We start from the raw sequence: 19,633 nt of genomic DNA on the forward strand, positions 1-19,633 counted from the left end.
TCCCGATTCAAAAAGTAATGATCACAATAGATTCAATACGCATTTTCATTGTTAAAAAAGACACATTTAAAAGTCAGTACTGAGATATATAAATCAAACAACACACTCCATTTTTTGATATAAAAAAGATCATACCTCAACCTGAACCTAATGTCTTTATCATCCTTAATTTCACCTCTATATCCTTTGCATTGTGCTAGCCCCGTAATTCCGGGTTTCACGTAATGCCTACACATGAACCTGGAAATTTGAACAGAATATTCTCTATTCATGGTTAAGGCATGGGGCCTAGGGCCCACAACGGACATTTCACCTAATAAAATATTGAAAACCTGAGGGAGTTCATCCATGCTGGTTCTTCTTAAAAACCTCCCTACCCTTGTAATACGGTCGTCATTTTTCTTTGCCTGGGCAAACTCCTTGGAAGGGTTATATTTCATGGTTCTAAACTTATAACAATAGAAGGGCCTATTGTTTTTACCATGTCTCAACTGTTTAAATATTACCGGACCTTTGGAGTCTATTACGATCAGCAAAGAAATGATGATAAATAACCACCATCCAATGATGGTGATAAATAAAAAGCAAATTGTCAGGTCAAACAATCTCTTAACTGCAATCTGAGAAGAATCAAGATAATTGATAGAATACGAGTTTAAAATAAACTCACGGTCTCTATTTAAATCTTCTATTGCTATGAATTTCTCAAGTGTTAGCGACATGGGTATCCGGTTTAAAAAGTTTAAAAGATCTCACAAACTTATTTAGTGAAATATATTTCACGTAGATCAATCCATATAAAAAGTATCTCTTCCAAAGTCTCTTTGGCTCTTTCATGAATCGACCCAACCATTCCAAGCCATATTTTACCCAAACATCATTTGGCCTTTCTATTGTACCAGAAAAATAATCGAAGACAGCACCTATAGAACAAATATAAGTTGCCTGAATTCTATCTTTATTCTGATGAACCCATTTCTCTTGTTTAGGTGCAGTCATTCCCACAAATAGCACATCCGGATTGAACTCATTGATTTTCTGAACCATCAAATCATTGTCTTCCTCCGTAAAAGAATCTTTAAATGGAGGGGAATAACTTCCACAATTCACATTGGGGAATTTCTCCACAATTTTACTCTTTATGACCTCTAGAGTCTCATTCTTGGAACCTAAATAAAAGCAGCTTCCATAAACACTATTCAAATATTTTAAAATAAATTCATGCAAATCCGCCCCTGCAATTTTATGAATCTCACTACCGCTCAAAAACTTAGCGGATAAGACAATAGAGATCCCATCGGGCAATAATACATCTGACTGCAACAGTGCATTTTTGAAGTTTTTATCCTCTTCTGCCAAACAAAAAGAGTATTGGTTCAGGGTATTTACTATGGTTTTACCTTTAAGTAAAATATCCATCAACTTACCATTATACATGGAATACCCTAAAAATTCGGAATTGACCGTTTCCATATCTATGCTATTAAAAATTAGAAAAATTTATTTTAGACTCATTAAAAGATAATGCAATATACATTTTTTTAGGTTTAAAAACCATTTTTAATCATGTATATAAAAAAAATAAGATTTTATTTCACGTTATTTTTTGTCCAGTTATTTTATTTTGATTTTATCATTTTTTCAAAATAAAATATCACCTATACTACTCTTTTTTAACGTTTACCTAAAAATATTTTATATTTTCTTAAAACTAAATAATACCTATAGATCAATCCACTGATTAATCTTTAAGATGTGGACTCCTAAAACCCCGCTTTCTAATTAAATAAAACGAAAAATGAAGTGAAATATTTAATCACACAGATTCCATTTATTGAAATCAAGATCCAATAAGCACTAAATAAACAGTTACAATTATAGCCTATATATAGATTTAATTCATCACTGTCCCTTAATAATTAAGAGAACTTCCTCATAATTAAATATTCATTATTAATACTTCTATTTTTTAGTAAAACAAACAATTAAACAATTTAAATAAGAAAAATTCCAAGTGACCATTGTATAAAACCAATAAGAAATTTTCACCCCAACTAATAAAATAAAATAATAGGATTTTCCATTGTTACCACAACGGAAAAATACAAGTCAAAATTAAAAATAAACCAAACTTATTTTTTGAATTATAAAAAATATAATTAATTAATTAGGGGGAGGGTTTAGGGAAATTTTACTCATCAAAAATTATTGTCTTATGGAATAAACTTTGACGATAAAAACAAAAATTAATCAGCCTAATATGAGAAAAATTACCTTTACGCCAACCTTTCTCTTTCAAAAGAGCATTTTATTAAAATTATTAATTCTAGTTACTTTATTCTATTCTCAACTTCAAATTGGTTATGCGACTGATTATTATTTCTCCACCTCCTCCGGGAATGATGGTCGGTCTGCCACCCAAGCACAAAGTCCCTCGACTCCTTGGAAAACCATTGACAAACTCAATTCCATTTCTTCCTCACTAAAAAGTGGGGATAGGATCCTTTTTAGGTCTGGAGAAGTCTTTTACGGCACCATCAAAGTTGCGAGTTCTGGAGGCTCTGGGAGCCCCATCGTTTTCACATCTTATGGAAGTGGAGCCAAGCCCATTATTACCTCCATGGTTACCATTTCCAATTTTACCTCCATTGGAAACGGGCTTTATCAAGCGGACCTCAGCAATTACAATTTGCCTAGAATACAAGTTGTCCTGTTAAACAATCAAATCAAAGAAATAGGAAGGTACCCTAACTCCGATGCAAGCAATGGAGGATATTTAAAAATCGGATCCGTCCAAAGCCAGACAGGATTCACCTCGACTACAGGGATCCCCTATAATGGATCAGGAGGGGAAGTGGTGGTAAGAAAAAACAACTGGATTATAGATAGGCACAGAATAAACTATATCTCAGGTAACTTTATTTCTTTTCAGGGAAATGAAAGTCATTATGCACCTCAAGCTGGCTTTGGATATTTCCTTCAAAACCATCCCAGCTTATTGGACCGGGCGGGAGAATGGGCCTATGACCCAGACAGCAAAAAATTCACGATCAATCTCTCGGGATATAATGTTTCCAATGTAAACATCGCTGTTTCCTCTCTTGAAAACCTGGTTACACATAACCCTTACATCAATGATTTGAAATTTTCCAACCTGCATTTTAAAGGTTCAAACGGAAGTATTTTTGAAATTTCCAGAAGTCAAAATTTCACCGTAGAAAACAGCACTTTGGAATTTGCAGGTGAAAATGCCATCAACGCAGCTGACGTCCGAGGGCTTGTAATACAAAACAATCAAATACTTTCCCCCTTCAACAACGGGATCAATATTAGATACGGAGCCCCAGGGGCAATAGTAAGTAATAACGTCATTGACAAAGCCATGCTTTTTCAAGGGATGGCAAAAAGTAGCGATTTGGCAGGGATCGGTATTTTCGTTGCGAGTGATAGTGATAATTCTATCGTTCAAAAAAATAGAATTACGAACATCGGTTTCAATGCTATTCACTTTGGTGGAAACTACACCAAAATAGTAAATAACTACATCGACAATTTTTGCCTTTTCAAGCAAGACGGCGGGGGAGTTTATAATAACTCAGATGGCCTGGTCGGAAGAAATAATATCGGAAGAGAAATTTCGGGCAACATCATTTTGAATGGAAAAGGAACAAAAAACGGGACCATTGAAGAAGTCGATATGGCGGAAGGTATTTACCTTGATGACAACAGTGCGGGGATAAAAATCGCCAACAACACCATTGCATTTATGACCGGAAAGGGGATCTACCTGCATAATGCCAATAATATCGAGGTCTTAAACAACCTATTTTACCGCTCCAAAGTCCAACTACAATTAACCCATGACTATTACGGGGACCCCAATAGAAATATTAGAATCTCCGGAAACCAATATTCCAATGTGGATGAATTGGAAGAAATTTATTCCGCTTATTCAGTAATTGACGATATAGGATCGGTAGGCACCATCAATTCCAATTATTTTTTGGATCCATTCAATCAAGACTTCTTTATTCATACCAGGTCAACCTCCGATCCTGCGGTAGGGATCAATCGAAATTTAGGAAACTGGGCCAGTAGTTTTGGGTATGATACCAATAGCACCAAGCCTTCTTTTGATTTATCCACTACCAAAGTCCTTTCATCTAGCTTAATCAAGCAAAGTAATTTTAATGCAGGAAGCGGAATTATTTCCGGTTTATATAATGCCAGTTCAAGAGTGCTTTCCAGTGGTATTTCAGGGAACACCTTGGTGATTTACCCTAACAGCTCCAGTAGTGCCACCGCCTATATACAAATAGGGGCAGTGAATTCCGGTGAAAAAATATTGATGGAATTTGACATGAAGGGATCTCCGGAAAATAAACCCGTTGAATTATTTCTGGAGGCAACTTTTAATGTGGATAAAGGTAAAGGAAACAAAATCATTGCGACAAAATCCGGAACGACCCATTATAAAGTCTTCTTAGATGCCAAAGCCACAAAATCCACTGAAAGTATGGTGATGAGAATTCCTAGCTCAGCACAAGAGGTGTATCTAGACAACATTGAAATATCCAAGGTTCAAACCGAAGAATTGCCTAAAGAAAATTTCGTATTCTTTGATTACAATGCCAGCTCCTCTCCTGTTTCGGTACCTTTGGACGGAACCTATAAGAACGGGAAAAACCAACAGTTCAGCGGTTCGGTCACGATCCCCGCTTATGGATCGGTGGTGTTGGCAAAAATCTCCAATGAAGGCGGTAGTCCTGAAAACCAATTACCAACGGTCACTTTAACGAGCCCTACCCAAAATCAAGAATTTATTTTAGGTGTAAATACGGTCCAGTTGGCAGCAAATGCATCTGATCCCGAAGGTCAGATCAAAAGTGTTGAGTTTTACAATTGGGGAAATTTGGTCACCACCGTAACTAGCCCCCCCTATGTATTTAACTGGACGAATGCAGAAATTGGGAATTATCAGGTTTATGCGAAAGTTACCGACCAAGCAAACCAGACTGCAGTATCTCAAACCATTAATTTCACGGTGAAAAACCAGCCTGATGATGGCCCTGGATTTAACGCGCAAATGGTCAGTCCGACCAATAATTCGGTTTATGAAAAAGGAGTCAATCCGGTGGTATTAAAAACCAATGCTACCTCTTCTGGTTTGGCCATTCAAAAAGTGGAATATTTCAATTGGGGCTTCCCAATACTTACTGTTACTTCAGCACCTTTTGAATATACCTGGAGTACCATTGAACCTGATAATTACAAAGTATTTGCCCAGATTACAGATCAGTCCGGCAAAGTTTACACGACCAATGAAGTATCATTCAAGGTTACCTCAGGATCTAGTGCTCCCCCAGCTCTTCCTACTGTAAAAATGGATACCCCTTTTAATGGGCAAACTTTTACATTGGGTTCAGACTTGGTTACTTTGAAAGCATTGGTTTCAGATCCAACCCAAGTAAAGTCACTTCAATTTTATAATTGGGGGTTCCCATTAATTGCTGCAAATTCCTATCCTTATCAGTTCGACTGGACTAGAATTGAAGAAGGAAATTATAAGGTCCATGCTGAAATGGTGGATATCAATGGAAACTTGATCAAATCAGACCCTGTTTCATTCAAGGTCATCGCAGGATCTGGGGATACCACACCTACCGTGACCATGGCCCAACCGTATAATGGACAGCAATTTGTCATTGGAAGAGACCTGGTTTCCCTGAAAGCCAATACAAATATTGACGCCGCAAGAGTAGAGTTCTTTAACTGGGGATTCCCATTAATCACCGCTCCGGTGTCCACTAAGCAGTTTGATTGGACAAGAATTGAAGTAGGTGAATACTTGGTATTCGTAAGAATCACGGACAAAAATGGGGTTACCTATGATTCTGAAGCTGTAAGATTTAGGGTAAATTCAACATCTGCAAGAACTTCAGATTCCGAGAACCAACTATCCATCAGCTCGAATTCAACCACAGAAATTCAAAGCTCGGAGGATCCTACCATCAATGAGGTTAAGATTCTTGATCAATCTTCCATTTATGGAATTAAGATGGGACCAAACCCTACAAACGATGAGGTCACCTTATACTTCGAGGATTATCCAAGAGACCTGGACGGTGAAATAAAACTAATTGATACAAGGGGGGTAGAGCTTCAGTCGCAGAAATTCTCCACAAATGATGGAAATGTGGTGTTCAATGTATCATCCTTCCCTGAAGGAGTTTACATCATCAGAGTCGATTTTGGAAACAAAGGGGTTCAAACGAAAAAACTGATCAAAAACTGATCAAGCCTAAGCAAAGTTTAAATAGCTCGCCAATGTCTGTCTGCAGGTATTCTCCCAGCGATATTGCGAGCTATTTTTTATGCCTTCCTGGGAAAGGGACTGAAGGAAAGCGGTGTCATACAAGGCATTCAACACTCTTTCTACCTCCGACTCTTTGATTTCTTCTTGAATAAAAAAAGCAGATCCATTTAAATTTTCACGGAAGACCGGAATATCTGAACATAACACTGGTTTTAAAAAAGCTTGAGACTCCAACACCGGAAGTCCAAATCCTTCATATTCCGAAAGAAGTAAGGTCACATCGTACTTTTCATATATTTCTTGAATGGTAATTGAGGGATCAAACTCCTCAAAAAATACAACATCCTGCAAACCCTCCTTAACTACTAATTCTTTGATTTCTTCATAATACGCAGGGTAAACCACACTTCCCCTGAAAAAAAGTTTAAACGACTTTCCTCTTTGTTGATTGACCAACATTTTCATCAAACCAATCGCCCTTTTATGGCCTTTATGAGGGTAAAAACCCGCGATATAGCCTATTTTTATCTCTGAATGCTCCTCCAAACTGGAGGTATTTTCTTGATCCAATCCCTCAAAAGCAGTGGCAAGCTTGGTGACTTTAATTGTTAGATCCTTCTTGGGAAACCTTCTTTTTAATTCATTGGCAATGGATCCCGAGGGAACCAGTACCATATTTTCTTTTTTGAGTCCACTTTGCATGAACCAACGTAAAACCCTGAATTTTATCTTCTCTTTAAATCCCAGGTACTTGCCCAAGCGTTCATTGCTCAGATAAAAATCAAACATAAAGTCATGCAACGTAAACATGGACTTGGTGTTTGGAAAGATCGGTAATTCCGGAACCACCCGATGTAACACATCAATCTGATGATCCTTCAAAAACCTGGGTAAGGAAATATTCAACCAATAAAACCTGGAGAAAAAGGACTGATTATTGACCACTTGGTAGGCAACGGTCATATTCTTGATTTCCATTTTCTTTAAAAATTCCGGATGCCCAATGACCATCATCTCCACTCCCTCCTCCGTGGAATCTAACAATTGGTCAATCCCTGATATCAAGTTTTTGGAATAGGTTGAAATCCCTCCTCCTGCTCCCCCCAAACCAGGGACAATATTGGTCACATCAATGCAAATTCTAGTCATCCTTTATTTACTTTGAACTTGACTCAAGGTCTCCTCTACTTTATCCACAAAACCCTTTGCCACGACAGAAGCATCAAATGGTTCACTGGACAAAAAGGCATTACCCGCATAATGCTTATACCTGGAAAGTATTTTGACGATACCGGTGGCATAATCCTCAAAATTGAAGCCCACAGGAAAAAGCAATCCATTTTCATCTTGCTTCACAAATTCAGGAATATCTCCTACCGCGGTGCTGATGACCGGTACTCCTACAGAAAATGCCTCCGCGATCACCATGGGAAAACCTTCGAAGCTGGATGCCATTAACAGTATTTTCCTCTCAGAAATAACCTTGATCAAATCCCGATTTTCCAGATTCCCCAAAAAAGTAATATTGCTCTCCAGCCCCAATTTCAAAACCAAGTTTTTCAATCGCTGAAGCTCGGAGCCAGTCCCTGCAATTTCAAAAGGGTTTTGCTCCTGAACCGACTTAGGCAATAAATAGTAAACCTTGATTAATTGGTCTACCCCCTTAGGTTTTTCCAGGCGACCCGCAAAAATGAACCCCTTTCTTTTATCCTCAGCCTGTACCCCAATTTCATGTGATATAGGGTTGACAAACTTAAAAACCCCTTCCCTTTTTTCCCCCACTGAAAATAGCAAGCAGGCTTTTTTTGTAATCACAGCATGAATATGATCAAAGACAAAATTCAAGTACTTCCCAAATTTGAATCTGGATATTGTCATGGGGTTGGTATTCCCATGAAAAACATGGATCAAAGGCTTATGGGTAAAACTTGCTATATAGGAACCCTCGGGGCTATGGGAAATAATAAAATCGAATTTCTTCAGTTTAAAAAAGCTCAATATTAAAAACACCACATACATCAACCGATGTGGCACCCACCTGATCTTTTCAAAACTGGCAGGGAGAAAAAAATAAGTCAGATTGAAATATGAATTTAAATCCTTGTCTAAGTTTCTGACAAATGGACCTATCCCACCATAACTTGTCAAATAGGAATTTGTCAATAATACGGCTGCATTCTTTTTGGCTATTTTCATGTCTTTTCAGGTTAAACAGTTCATCCTTTCAAATAGCAAGGAGCTATACTTTCTATTATCAAAAATTTCCCTGGCAGCAATCCGACCTGCTTTTCCATATTTTTCAATCAAGGACCTATCTTCCAAGACTCTTGAAAAAGCATCAAATAAAGCATCTTCATTTTCCGGGGGAACCAACATCAAATCTCTATCCCCAACCAGTAATTTTCCTACATCCCCTACATCTGAAGCAACTACCGCTTTGCCTGATGCTAAAAATTCCGCCAGTTTGGAAGGGAAGCCCGTATTTGCCGCTAAAGAATTATTTCTTGTTACACAAAAGATATCACAATCACCAAGTGCTGCTAAGTAATCCTCTGAATTTAAAAACCCCAGATACTTAATACTCTTTGAAGCTTCACTATGCTGAATCAGGGTAAAAATCTGGTCAAAGTCCTTTTTGCTTTCTCCTTTCCCAGTCAATATTAACTCCGTGGAAGGATATACTTTATTCAGTTTGTTAAATGCCCCGATCAAATATTCCAACCCATCTTTTTTACCAAAGGAACCTCCATAAAATATCTTGATGGTTTCTTTCTTTCCAGCTTCAAAAACTTTGATTTTTTGGAGATCAACAGTTACCGGTATATAGATCACCTTTGATATATCTTTGACGATGCCACTGAGTTTTTTATGCAAATGATGGGAAATCCCAATCAACAGATCAGCATAGTAAGGGGCCAAATTGACAAAGTATTGACCACTTTTTATTCGCAGCCAATTCCAAAGTCCATCGATACTGGAAGCCACACTATTGTCCTCTACGATGTCTAAAATCACTTTGTAGCCCTTGGACTTGGCATACAGTATTAAGAAAATAGTTTTAAGGTCCGGAGTATCATAGGCGTAAAATAGATTTTTGCTTCCTGCTACCTTTCGGCTTTTGATAAATCGAAATGAATCTCTTAGAAACCTGAAAATGGAGGGAATACTCTTCATGCTCATTTCAACTTCCATCACATGGGCTTCCCCCTTGTTTTGATAATTTCCGGCTTGTTTTGAAAAATATAAATTACTCCATTCAATCTTATCCTCCTGAATCAAAGGATCCAGGAGATTCCTCACCCGGACAGAACCTGCCATCCCCTCAAACAAAGGCACACCTAAAAGTAAAACATGCATAACAAAAAGTTTAAAAATCTATTTTTTGTGCTACTAACTTATCATTCGGTAAATCATTGATATCCAACAATTTTATAAAATCGTTTAAGAACCGATTTCTGATCAATTGACTGTCATGATTCTTCATCGCTAACTTGAGCGCTTTACTGGAATATTCATATTGCAATTCTTGATTGAACAAGAATTCTTTTAATTTCTCCTTGATGTTAGGAACCGCATCATTGTCAATGGAGAAAGCCCAATTTTGACTGCTTCCATATTGGTAAACGGCCGTTTCTTTTGGAGCTAAAAGAATAGTAGGAGTTCCTGATATCATGTATTCCGGTGCTTTGGTAGGCATGGAATACCTTAAAAATTCGATTGATTTCTGAGAAAAATCGCAAGGGAGCAACAGAAAATCAGCTCCTCTGAACAGTTTGGGGAGTTTGGAATAAGCTACCAGCCCCCTGTAATGCGTGAATTCAAAATCATCGATCCAAGATAAAGGCTCCACGGTCTGTATATAAAATTCTATCCCTATTCCCTCCTCTTTGTTTAATTCCTCCACTGCCTGGGCAAAACTCTTTAAGGATGTCCCTATCCCGAAGCCTGTCCTTCCTGCATATAAAACGGTAATCGCATGATCATTGAGAGAGATTTCATCCTGATTTGCGTTCCAAAACGACAGGTCCACAGGATTATGATAGGTCACAAATTTTTTCCCAAACCTCTTGTAATATTCTATCCCCATTAAGTCAGAAATACTCATACAGAGCGTGGATAAATCTACCAACTCTTGAAATTCCTGATTGATCGTCTTTTTCCAGTAATTGCTAAACAGGCCACCAAAACTGATAGAATGAAGCCAGTCATCCATTTGATGTAACACCACCGGTATACCTAATTCCTTTGCAAGTGCTTTTCCAAACAACAAGGAGTCCCGTGTTGAAACTTGGATGTATACGATATCAGGGTTAAACTCTTTTACCCAATCCATCAAATTGTCTGTCAGGTGTATTCTTGAAAGCACATGAAACAACCCGGTCCACATCAGGAATGGATAAAATAATTGATTGATGATCCGCGATCTGATATTTGGCTTTTGAGAAACTACTTCCTGTTTCTTGGAAAATTGCTGAACATCGATCCTCCCTGAAGGAATATTCCTCTGAAAGAAATTGAATGGAAAAATCCAGCTATTTTCTTTATTTCCAATGAAAAAGTAATTGTCGCAATACGAAAAATTGATATTATTGATCGCATGGCTTGTTACTATGACAGCCAGGTCCTCTTTATTCCAATCGTGAAATAAATTAGACAATGTAACTCCTCCTCCGGTATTGGAGTTGAAGGACTGACCAAAAATCAAAACCTTAGGCTTTTTCACGATGATTAAACTTTAATTCCATGTTTAAATATTTTTTTAAGACTTTATCATCCAAGTTTCTGAATGAACCATTGTAACAAATTGAAACCATGAGCCAAATGCTGACATGGAACACTGAAAAAGTAAATCCATTGGATGGATATAGAAATACCAACCAGATTAAAATCCAGCAAGCTGCAGATTTACAAAACAGATTTTTTGAATAAAACATACCAAGGACGGCCGCAGGAATCATCAGAAACAAGATCATGGCTAAATTCAAGATCCCTCCGGTCAAAATAAATTGTAAGTAATCCGTTTCTATTACTCTCCTTACTCCATGTTTAAATATTGATTCGTCTATACCTGGGCAAAAATATCCGGCATTATATCCTTTCCCGATCACCCAGTCCATGGTAGACATGCTATTAAAAAAACAATTCTCAACATAGGTTCTGGTGTTCACCAAGCCTTTGTCAAACAAGCTGGAAAACAATGGAATATCTGTAGCTGAAAATTCAATTAGAACTAATTGATAGACAAATACCAAGAGGTAAACTCCTACCAAAATCCAAGGGATTTTATTTGATGTCCGCCATAAATTCAGGATGATGGAGATTCCTAAAACGAAGCCCCCCATCAACAAAATTCCTCTCCTTGCTTTGATGGCACCCAAGGTCATGAACAACACGAATATGATTAAAGACAATGCCTTATTCCGGTTTGATTGATAAGGTGAAGTCAGCAGGAAAAACATGGTAGGAAATGCCAAGAACTTAAATGAGGATTCAACCAGCTCTCTGGAAAACGTATCCAACATATCCCCTTGAATCATTTGAGGTAGAAAAAACAGGGTATATCCAAGGTAAATGAAAGAGCTAATCACTAGTACTTTCATAAACTTTTTCAAATGGATCAGATTCGGCTTGATCAAAGAAATCAATGGGACAAACAAGCAAAATATGCCATAGTTAGCATCAAAAAACATGGATTTAGTATCTTCATAATCCATAAAGGCATAATCACCTCTGATGAGCAATAGCACTTGCCAAATAGAGAGGAGGCCTACAAAAAACAGAAAATATCTATTGGTGTCCTTTAGCTTGATTAAGTGGACCAACGAGAAAAAGAATGCCAAAATGGAAATGATCTGGATTCCCTGAAAAATCGCAGCCATGGAGTATAAGCTGGAGGACATCACATAGCAAATAGAAAACAATAGTATGCTAATCCAGAATATATTAATCATCTTAATATAGGAGGTACTAATCGTTCCTATGTTGAACTCGACTCTTTTTCTATATGGAAAAGTGATTTCGCTCATGCTTCTTTTAAAAATGACAAATGCTTATCTAGGACATATTCAGGTTGAAAATTATCCAGCTTAAATCCTCTTAGTTTATTCTCCAGACAATATTTGATCCCCTCAGCTAGGTCCTTATAGTCTACAGGTTCTGCTAAATACCCATTCTCTTTATGTAGGATCATATCAGGAATACCTCCGATTTTAAATCCCACCACCGGAACCCCACATGATAAACTTTCAATGATAATAGTGGGCTGGTTTTCCATCACGGAAGGAATAACAAAAAGATCAGACGCCTGCAAAGCATTCGCCATGTCTTCTTCTTCCTTCAAATAACCCAAGCGGTGGATTTTATAGGGAATTGATGATAATTCTCCCAGCTCACCTTCCCCGATCACCTGAATCTCCACATTAGGGTTGGGGTATATTTGCGGTAAATATTCCAAGGCTTTCACCAGGTAAATGAATCCCTTGTAAACGCTGAAAATATTTGCTGCTGCAAATGATATTATTTTGGGTTTGGACTCTTCTTCGGAAGGTTCAAGTTCTCTCAGCTCGCCTGAAGGTGTAAAACATTTAATATCAAAGTAATTCGGAATGTACCTGACATCACAACCTTTGGCTACATAAGATTCCTTTGTACGATCTGCTAGCCATCTACTGGGAGAAATGAAACTTACATTGGATTGAGCATAGATCCATTTCTTTTTTTCAACCTGAGACTTAATCACGGATTTCTGATTATCGAAAATGGGACAGTTTTCACATCCTGTAATATACTGGTTACAGTCCATGGCATTGTGACAACCACCTGTGATACCCCACATATCATGAAGAACAAAAACTATTTTTTTCCCGGATTTTACAATCCGTACCAGTTCATTCAGAGTCAATACACCTAATTGAACCCAATGAATATATATGATGGAAGCCTTCTTAAAGCTCGGATGGTTGCAAATAGACGTACCTAATATAGGATTGGAAAACATCCCATACTTCTCTTTATCGTATCTGAAAAGTAGCTTTTCAAGCTTATTATTTACTTTTGATTTAAAAAGTGAAAAGCTCGGCAAATAAGTGATTCCCTCCTTGGGTTCATCATCTCTATACAAAGATATAATCTCACTGGAGCAGCCTGGAATGCTATTGAACATAGTATGTAATCTCCAAGCCGAAGAACCAGCGGATTTTGTTGAAAACTGTATTTGCAAAATATTCTTCATACTTCTATAAATTCAATGTCCTGAGAGCTTACTGGAACTACTTTCCATCCCTCTGGATAAACGGTTCGATTGGGACACTTGGCCTCCCATGTATCAGGAGAAACCACAATTTTGTTTTCATTTTTGGATAGCCAAGCGGGCCACCAACTGAAAGAACTGTTTGCAATAATGAAATGCTTACAAATACTCATTAAATACATATCCAAATAACTATTGGCCCCTGTATTATGAGAGACATAAAACACATTATCTCCTTTTATATTGGTTCTCACCCATTCAGGGTCATCAGAGAAAATGTAAAAAACAGGATTAGACACATGTTCATTGATATATTGAAATGCATTTTTATAGTAATCTGTTTCATCCAATAATACCCTGTTTTGATTTTGGCTGGGATCAGAATAATTCCCTCTTCTAATATGTACGGCAACAGAATTACAAGACTGAATTTTTCTTGATATAGATAAATTCACATCATCTACTGGCTTTTTAAAATTAAAAACCTCTTGGATCAAGCTTTTATGTGAATCAAAATATAAAGTTGATTTCCAACCACCTATTAAATAACAATTATCTAATTGATATACTTGTTCATCAAAACAAAACTCATCTTTTTCATAATATATCTTATCGCTAAAACGGAATACATTTTTAGCAATCTTTTTAAACCAATTTAATTTAGAGTGAACCAATAAAGGCCTTAAAAATTTAGAAACATAAATCACTCTAAATCGATCGTCAAAACAAATAGGAATATCAAATGCTTTAATCAATTCAAAACCCTGGTAATGCTCATGCAAAATATAATCATTAACAGATATTTTAGTAGGCTTACCAATTGAATCCATTGCAATTGCTAATGCAAACTGAAACATTTGATTTCCTAACCCTCCGAAAATAACAACCTTATTCATAGCTTTATATTAATACCAAATTGGATTTTTTGATTTTTCAACCAAAACTTTATATACCTGAATGGGCGCTATAAAATAACCATACACATTACTTAAAATAGAAGCAAATATGATGGACCAAACTCCAAATTCGAACGTTTTAATAAATAAAAATGACAACCCTAAAAATAAAATAGAAGTAATGATGGAAGAGATAAACTGAACTTTCAATGTACCCATTCCATTTACAACATTTACAAAAACACTGGAAAACATAGATATAACAACTGATAAAAAACAGAAAAATGAAATAGTAAAATCAATCTTAAAATAGGATGCTCCCAACCAAAATTTGTAAAAGACATCAGAGAACAACAGCATCAAGATTCCCAGAATAAAGAAGGGGATGATCAATAATAAATATTTTTTAATCACACGGATAATCCAATCAAACTCCTTCATGAAATAAGCCTCTGTGGTACTACTCCACAGGGGAGAAATAAAAATCATAAAGATGGTCTGCAATGCAACAAAATATCTAAAAGCGATATTATAGGACGTCACTGACTCTGGATTAAAGAAATGCGCAATTAGAAATAAGGAAGTGCTATACTGGATCATCGCAGCCAGCTGAAGTACAAAAAACTTCCCTCCCATGGACATCAATTCTTTGGAATGCTTCTTATCTACATAAGCCAGGGAAGGTCTATAATCATAATAGTCATGACTGAAGAAGTAAATGTTGGCAATGATTAAAATCAGCACGGGGATGCATCCCATGGCTAACCCCAGATAGATCAATGATCCCTGAGTGAATTTGGTCAACAGGAATACTGCAACCAATACCAATACTTGCCCTATTAAATCAATCAAAGAAGCTAAGGCAGGTTTCTGATCAGAAGTAATGACTGTTTTGACGATTTGAAAAATAAACTGAAGACAGAAATAAGAAATAATGATGGCAATCAAGCCTACGATTTCCTCATTTCCTTCTTTTGGAATATTGATAAAACTATACCAATCGATAAACTTACTGCCGATAAACATCAGCACACCTGCCACCAAGAAGATGATCGCTACATAGTAATAAGTCGTGCTCACAAAAGTTCTTGCTAGCTGCTTATTACCAGTGGCTTTTGCCTCTGCAAACTTATTCCTCAATCCCTGTGTCAGGCCTACGTCAAATAAGGCAACCCAGGCCACCATGGAAGTCAGCGTAAGCCAAACACCATATTGACTTGGATTGATGTAATTAATGGTGATCGGAACTAAGACAAAGGAGATCAGCATATTCATCGCCTTGATTAAAAAGGAGCCGATGATATTTTTCTTGGCTACAACAGAACGCTTTTCACCCCGTTGAATCAAATTCTTAACCCAATCAATCTTTAGATCAAATTCCCTACGTATACTAATAAGCCACATTTCTAAAAATTTAATTGTATTCGTAATTACCGTAAGAATAACCTTGTCCTGCCCTACTTCCGTTGAGCACCAACATTGGATTATTTATTTTTGCTTCTGCTTTAAGCTGGTGGAAGAACTCAATATCATGCTTGGAAGTCCAATTGTATCTCATCATATAAATGGTAGCGTCTACCAAAGGAATTAATGAGAAGGAATCGGAAACCTGGCCCACAGGAGCACTGTCCAGCACAATGAATTCAAAATGCTTTCTCATTTCATTGATCAGCTCTTGATTCCTTGGGCTGAGCAGGATTTCAGCAGGGTTATTTGGTAATTTACCGGTGTGAAACAAGGTAACGCCTTGGTATTCCAGTCCAGAATCCAAAAACTGCTTAAATGAAATATCCTTGTTATTAATGAATTCTGAGATTCCAATGCTCCCCTTTTCAAACAGATGGGCATATTCCAAAGGCTTTCTCAAGTCATAAAACAATACGGCAGTCTTCTTCCCTATCATGCTCATGGACTTGGCAAAGTTCAAGGCAAAAAATGTCTTCCCTTCACCTGATACTGTACTGGTAACCAGGGTCACCTGAGACTCTTTCCCAAAATCATTCATACAATAACTTGTCCTGACGTACCTCAGTTGTTCAGCAATTGGTGTTTTGGAATTTTGATCAATTATTGGCCCATTTGGCTTTTTATCGATCTGGGACAACTCTCCCAAAACGCTACTGGAAGAAGGAATGATAATTTGACTTCTGTCTTCCAATTTCCCCTGAAAAGTTCTTTTTACAAATAAGTAGGAGAAGGGCGCAGCAAATGCGACAAATAAGCCTATCAAGCCTAAAATCGGCTTATTTGGACTTACCGGAACAGGACTGAAATATGCCTTTTCGATCGTCTTGGAATGCGTGGAAGAGACAGAGGCTAAGTAAAGTGAAGTCTCTTCCCGCTTCTCTATTAAATTGATATAATGAGCTTTCTTAAAGTCCAAGTCTCTTGTTAATGCTTCATATTGCCTTTGGATCATAGGACCTGAATGGTACTTACTACTATAGGTCTCAGATGCTTTTTCCAGGTTTCTGGTAGAAATTTCAAGTGCATCTATCCTATTCTCCAAATGTCCCACAATCTTGTTTCTAAAATTGGAAATGCGCTCTGTTGTATTTACATACACCGGGTTCTCAGGTAGAATAGCCCCCTTCAAGCGTTCGAGCTTATCTACTTCAGTATTGAAATCCTGGATCATGAGCAATAAGGCAGGATCATCATTTGACAAAGGGCCAAGAGTGATACTTTGCTGTGTGCCCGATAACACCTCACTTCTAAGATTTCTAAGTATTTCTAACTGACTTCGATTGATCGATAATTGCTTCGAATTATCCAGCGCATTTTGTTGGTAAAACTTGGAATCATTTTCTACATCGACGACATCTTTGCTATACTTAAAGGATTCAATATTGGATTGCATCCCACTCAACTCTGCCGACAAAATGGATAACTGTGTGTCCAAAAACTCCAGGGAATTTAATGCCACTTCCTTCTTCTCAGCTACCGCATTTTCATTGTAAGTATTTACTAACTCATTGACCACCTGCACTCCCAAGTCGGGAAACTCCGTTTTCAGGGAAACATACAGAATACTACTGTTTTTATCCTTTGGCTCCACTTTAAGACTGCTTGACATCATACTTGCCAATTGTGCGTTATTAAACAAATTCACTATGAGCGGATAGCCATTAAACTCCTTCACTTCTTTATTCCTGTGAATTTTCAGGATGGCAAATTCATTTTGAAATGTTTCCCCAAACTTAATTTCGTTGACAGTTTCACCGTTGGAATAAATGACGTAATCATTCTCAATCCCCAAGACCTCAAATTCCTTATCCAATAAGTATTCCTCCTCAATATTGATCACTTCGATCAGGAAGGGAAGCTCTTGGTTTGATACCGTATTGAGCTTACCCAGGAAATTTTTATGGTAGGCTAAATAATTAAAATTCAAATCTTTGATCGCTTGTCTCATTAAATCCGAAGATTGAAGTACATCAATCTCGTTGTCAGTAATTTGGTAGGATTTAAAATCGCTTAATTCACTTAAAACTGGATTTTCCAAAAACACAGAACCCTTCGATTCGTCTTTGAGCATAATCACGCTATTCACCTGAAACAAAGGGATAGCAAAATAGATATAGGCAAACACCGAGGAAAAAACCACCACAAAGGAGATCAAAAAGAGTTTCCAATACCTTACATAGTAAAGGAAGCTTTTCTTGATATGTGATGACTCAAATACCTCTGTGTCAACAATTCCATCCAATAAAACATCTGAAGCTTTCATAAACAGTTATTTAAAAAATATTCTGATAGTTAAATATTAGTGCCACAGCAACAGAAGATAATATGGTCATGAACGCAATGGTGGTTGGGTTCATTTCCGCTTGTATCAGCTTCTTTTTATCTGCCTCTATGTAAAGCACATCGTTTTGTTTTAGGAAGAAGTTGGCCGATCCCAACAATTCTTTGTCATTCATATCAATACGATAGAGCATTTTCTCTCCATCATGTTCTCTGATCACTAAAACATTCTCTCTTTTACCATACACGGTCATATCTCCTGCCAAGCCCAATGCTTCTATGACCGAGATATTGTCCGTGGTAATGGTAAATGTATTAGGTTGATTCACCTCTCCTAAGACCGTGATTTTAAAGTTGGTAATGGATAATTCTACACGGGGGTTGGTCACCAACTTTTCCAAAGAACTAGCTATTTTTTCTCTGGCCTCATCTCTTGTCAACCCCAGCAGTTCAATTTTCCCGACAATTGGAAAATCTATTTCTCCACTCTGAGATACCTTATATCTACTTTGGGTATAGGTAGTTCTGGCCCCCACTTCCTCCTCTCCATTTGCAATCACACCATAATTGAAGAGCAGGTTAGATTCAGGATCCAAGGTGGTTACCTTTACTTCCAATTCATCTCCTTTTTGAATCCTAATAGGATCTATTGCATTGGTAGTCGTGTATAATTCACCCTTTTGTAATTCTAAATTGGAGAAATAAGTGATATTCCTTTTAGAACAAGATGCTAAGAGAAATAGCACGAGCATGTATTTAAAAAAATATTTCATAAAATTATAGTTATATATCTATTACAGTTGATAAAATCTAATGATTCTTACAGCGGAATCATGGGCTATGCTTACACAATACTCTCCCATTTCAAAACTCCATATCTTCCAGGAAGAGGCAAAACTTGAAAGGTCTGAAGGAATTAAATTTAAGCCATCTACACAGGCTACATCTTTGATTCTATCGGTCAATCCTAAACCAACTCCTTTCAACAATGACTCTTTTCTAGTCCAGTGTTTAAAAAACACAGCTCTCGGTGCCTCAGAGTTTAAAATCATGCTTATTTCATAATTGGACATACAATTAATAATCATATCATATAAGTCCAATTGTGAATTCATAAACTCAATATCTACACCTACAGACCATCTATTTGCAAAACCAATAACAATGTAATCTCCTGAATGAGAGATATTAAAATTAAAATGAGGGTAGTATTTAAAATAAGGTTTATTGTTTTCTAAATAATCAATCTCAAATGAATTGGGGTCAACTTTTAAATAATCTGAACTTATTTTTCTGACAAAATAGCGAGCCAATAAATGCCTATTCCTATCCTCCGTATCTTTATAATTATTAAATCTATTTAACTCCTCTTCTGATAGTGTATCACTTAGATGATCTAACATATCTAAATGATCGGGAATATAT

14 protein-coding genes are annotated in these 19,633 nt (G+C 37.0%); 1 reads left to right on the forward strand and 13 read right to left on the reverse strand.

The window, feature by feature from the left end:
• Positions 1-32: 32 nt before the first annotated feature.
• Entirely contained in the window at positions 33-722 is a 690-nt protein-coding gene (locus BUR11_RS09670) for a sugar transferase (protein ID WP_074224613.1), read from the reverse strand.
• Complete coding sequence (locus tag BUR11_RS09675) at positions 706-1,473, reverse strand: WecB/TagA/CpsF family glycosyltransferase (RefSeq protein ID WP_074224614.1); 768 nt, start codon at positions 1,471-1,473, stop codon at positions 706-708. The genes BUR11_RS09670 and BUR11_RS09675 overlap by 17 nt, the downstream gene beginning before the upstream one ends.
• A 787-nt stretch (positions 1,474-2,260) precedes the next feature.
• Here BUR11_RS09675 and BUR11_RS09680 point away from each other — a divergent pair.
• Entirely contained in the window at positions 2,261-6,295 is a 4,035-nt protein-coding gene (locus tag BUR11_RS09680; RefSeq protein ID WP_074224615.1) for an Ig-like domain-containing protein, read from the forward strand.
• Between the two features lie 6 nt (positions 6,296-6,301).
• Here the strand turns inward: BUR11_RS09680 and BUR11_RS09685 are convergent, their stop codons facing one another.
• Genes BUR11_RS09685 through BUR11_RS09735 form a run of 11 tightly spaced genes read right to left on the reverse strand, consistent with a single transcriptional unit; the run spans position 6,302 to position 19,611 of the window.
• Positions 6,302-7,465, reverse strand: a complete 1,164-nt coding sequence (locus tag BUR11_RS09685; protein WP_074224616.1) for a glycosyltransferase — start codon at positions 7,463-7,465, stop codon at positions 6,302-6,304.
• A gap of 3 nt (positions 7,466-7,468) precedes the next feature.
• On the reverse strand, positions 7,469-8,512 hold the full coding sequence (locus BUR11_RS09690) for a glycosyltransferase (RefSeq protein ID WP_074224617.1): 1,044 nt from the start codon (positions 8,510-8,512) through the stop codon (positions 7,469-7,471).
• A 6-nt stretch (positions 8,513-8,518) separates the two neighbouring features.
• Positions 8,519-9,673 (reverse strand): glycosyltransferase, encoded by a 1,155-nt coding sequence (locus BUR11_RS09695; protein WP_074224618.1) that lies wholly within the window; start codon positions 9,671-9,673, stop codon positions 8,519-8,521.
• Between the two features lie 10 nt (positions 9,674-9,683).
• Positions 9,684-11,039: a glycosyltransferase family protein gene (locus tag BUR11_RS09700; protein WP_074224619.1), complete on the reverse strand. Its 1,356-nt coding sequence runs from the start codon at positions 11,037-11,039 to the stop codon at positions 9,684-9,686.
• Positions 11,026-12,342, reverse strand: a complete 1,317-nt coding sequence (locus BUR11_RS09705; RefSeq protein WP_074224620.1) for a hypothetical protein — start codon at positions 12,340-12,342, stop codon at positions 11,026-11,028. Before BUR11_RS09705 ends, BUR11_RS09700 begins: the two co-directional genes overlap by 14 nt.
• Positions 12,339-13,547 (reverse strand): glycosyltransferase, encoded by a 1,209-nt coding sequence (locus tag BUR11_RS09710; RefSeq protein ID WP_074224621.1) that lies wholly within the window; start codon positions 13,545-13,547, stop codon positions 12,339-12,341. The genes BUR11_RS09705 and BUR11_RS09710 overlap by 4 nt, the downstream gene beginning before the upstream one ends.
• A complete protein-coding gene (locus BUR11_RS09715; RefSeq protein WP_074224622.1) occupies positions 13,544-14,461 on the reverse strand; it encodes an alpha-1,2-fucosyltransferase in 918 nt (305 codons plus the stop codon). The genes BUR11_RS09710 and BUR11_RS09715 overlap by 4 nt, the downstream gene beginning before the upstream one ends.
• 9 nt (positions 14,462-14,470) lie before the next feature.
• Positions 14,471-15,865 (reverse strand): lipopolysaccharide biosynthesis protein, encoded by a 1,395-nt coding sequence (locus BUR11_RS09720; RefSeq protein ID WP_074224623.1) that lies wholly within the window; start codon positions 15,863-15,865, stop codon positions 14,471-14,473.
• 10 nt (positions 15,866-15,875) lie between these two features.
• Positions 15,876-18,191: a GumC family protein gene (locus BUR11_RS09725; protein ID WP_074224624.1), complete on the reverse strand. Its 2,316-nt coding sequence runs from the start codon at positions 18,189-18,191 to the stop codon at positions 15,876-15,878.
• A 10-nt stretch (positions 18,192-18,201) separates the two neighbouring features.
• Positions 18,202-18,981 carry a polysaccharide biosynthesis/export family protein gene (locus tag BUR11_RS09730; protein WP_074224625.1) on the reverse strand — a complete coding sequence of 260 codons (780 nt, stop codon included), beginning with the start codon at positions 18,979-18,981 and terminating at the stop codon, positions 18,202-18,204.
• 21 nt (positions 18,982-19,002) lie between these two features.
• Positions 19,003-19,611 carry a 4'-phosphopantetheinyl transferase family protein gene (locus BUR11_RS09735; RefSeq protein WP_074224626.1) on the reverse strand — a complete coding sequence of 203 codons (609 nt, stop codon included), beginning with the start codon at positions 19,609-19,611 and terminating at the stop codon, positions 19,003-19,005.
• Between the last annotated feature and the right edge of the window lie 22 nt (positions 19,612-19,633).

Source organism: Algoriphagus halophilus (assembly GCF_900129785.1).
GTDB classification, from domain to species: domain Bacteria; phylum Bacteroidota; class Bacteroidia; order Cytophagales; family Cyclobacteriaceae; genus Algoriphagus; species Algoriphagus halophilus.